This window comes from Mesorhizobium sp. (assembly GCF_004962925.1).
GTDB lineage: Bacteria > Pseudomonadota > Alphaproteobacteria > Rhizobiales > Rhizobiaceae > Mesorhizobium.
Map to the genome: position 1 here is coordinate 1 of NZ_SUEO01000433.1, position 515 is coordinate 515.

At 55.5% G+C, this 515-nt stretch carries 1 protein-coding gene; it reads right to left on the reverse strand.

Going from position 1 to position 515, the window contains the following annotated elements:
• The coding region (locus tag E5W87_RS35570; protein WP_367118918.1) for a cyclic nucleotide-binding domain-containing protein at positions 1-238 on the reverse strand (238 nt) is incomplete at its 3' end.
• Between the last annotated feature and the right edge of the window lie 277 nt (positions 239-515).

Sequence of the window (515 nt, forward strand, 5' to 3'; positions counted from 1 at the left end):
GCTTGCGACCGCCGGGCGAATAGAGCGATATTTCGATCGTGCCGCTTATGATACCGTAGACGCGATCGGAACTATCCTCCTGCATGAAGAGATGCTGTTTGGCACTGTAGCGCTCGGCCTTGCACCCCTTGAACAGTAGGCTGAAGAGATCGGGCTTCAGCCTGGCGACAGGCAAATCCGACCCGCTGCGGTTCCCTACGCCAATGCCGGGCAATCGATCCTCTTCGGATAGCATCATATAGTCAATTCGGTCATTCAGCTCTAAAAAGCGCGTCGCGTTTGAACAGATTCATGCGACGCGCTTTGAGTTTTTGTTTTTATGCGTGTCGTTACCGCAAAACCGCTGCACACTTTTGCGCGACATGCATTAGGGCGCAAGGGCATTCTGTCCGCGCAACACAACGTGCGACTCGCTAAGCTAGGTTGAAACGGCCCAATTCCGGTCATCTGGATGCCGACGCCCGGTGCCTGGATCCAAACGGCGGCCCTTATGGCAAGACCGAAATGCGCCCCAG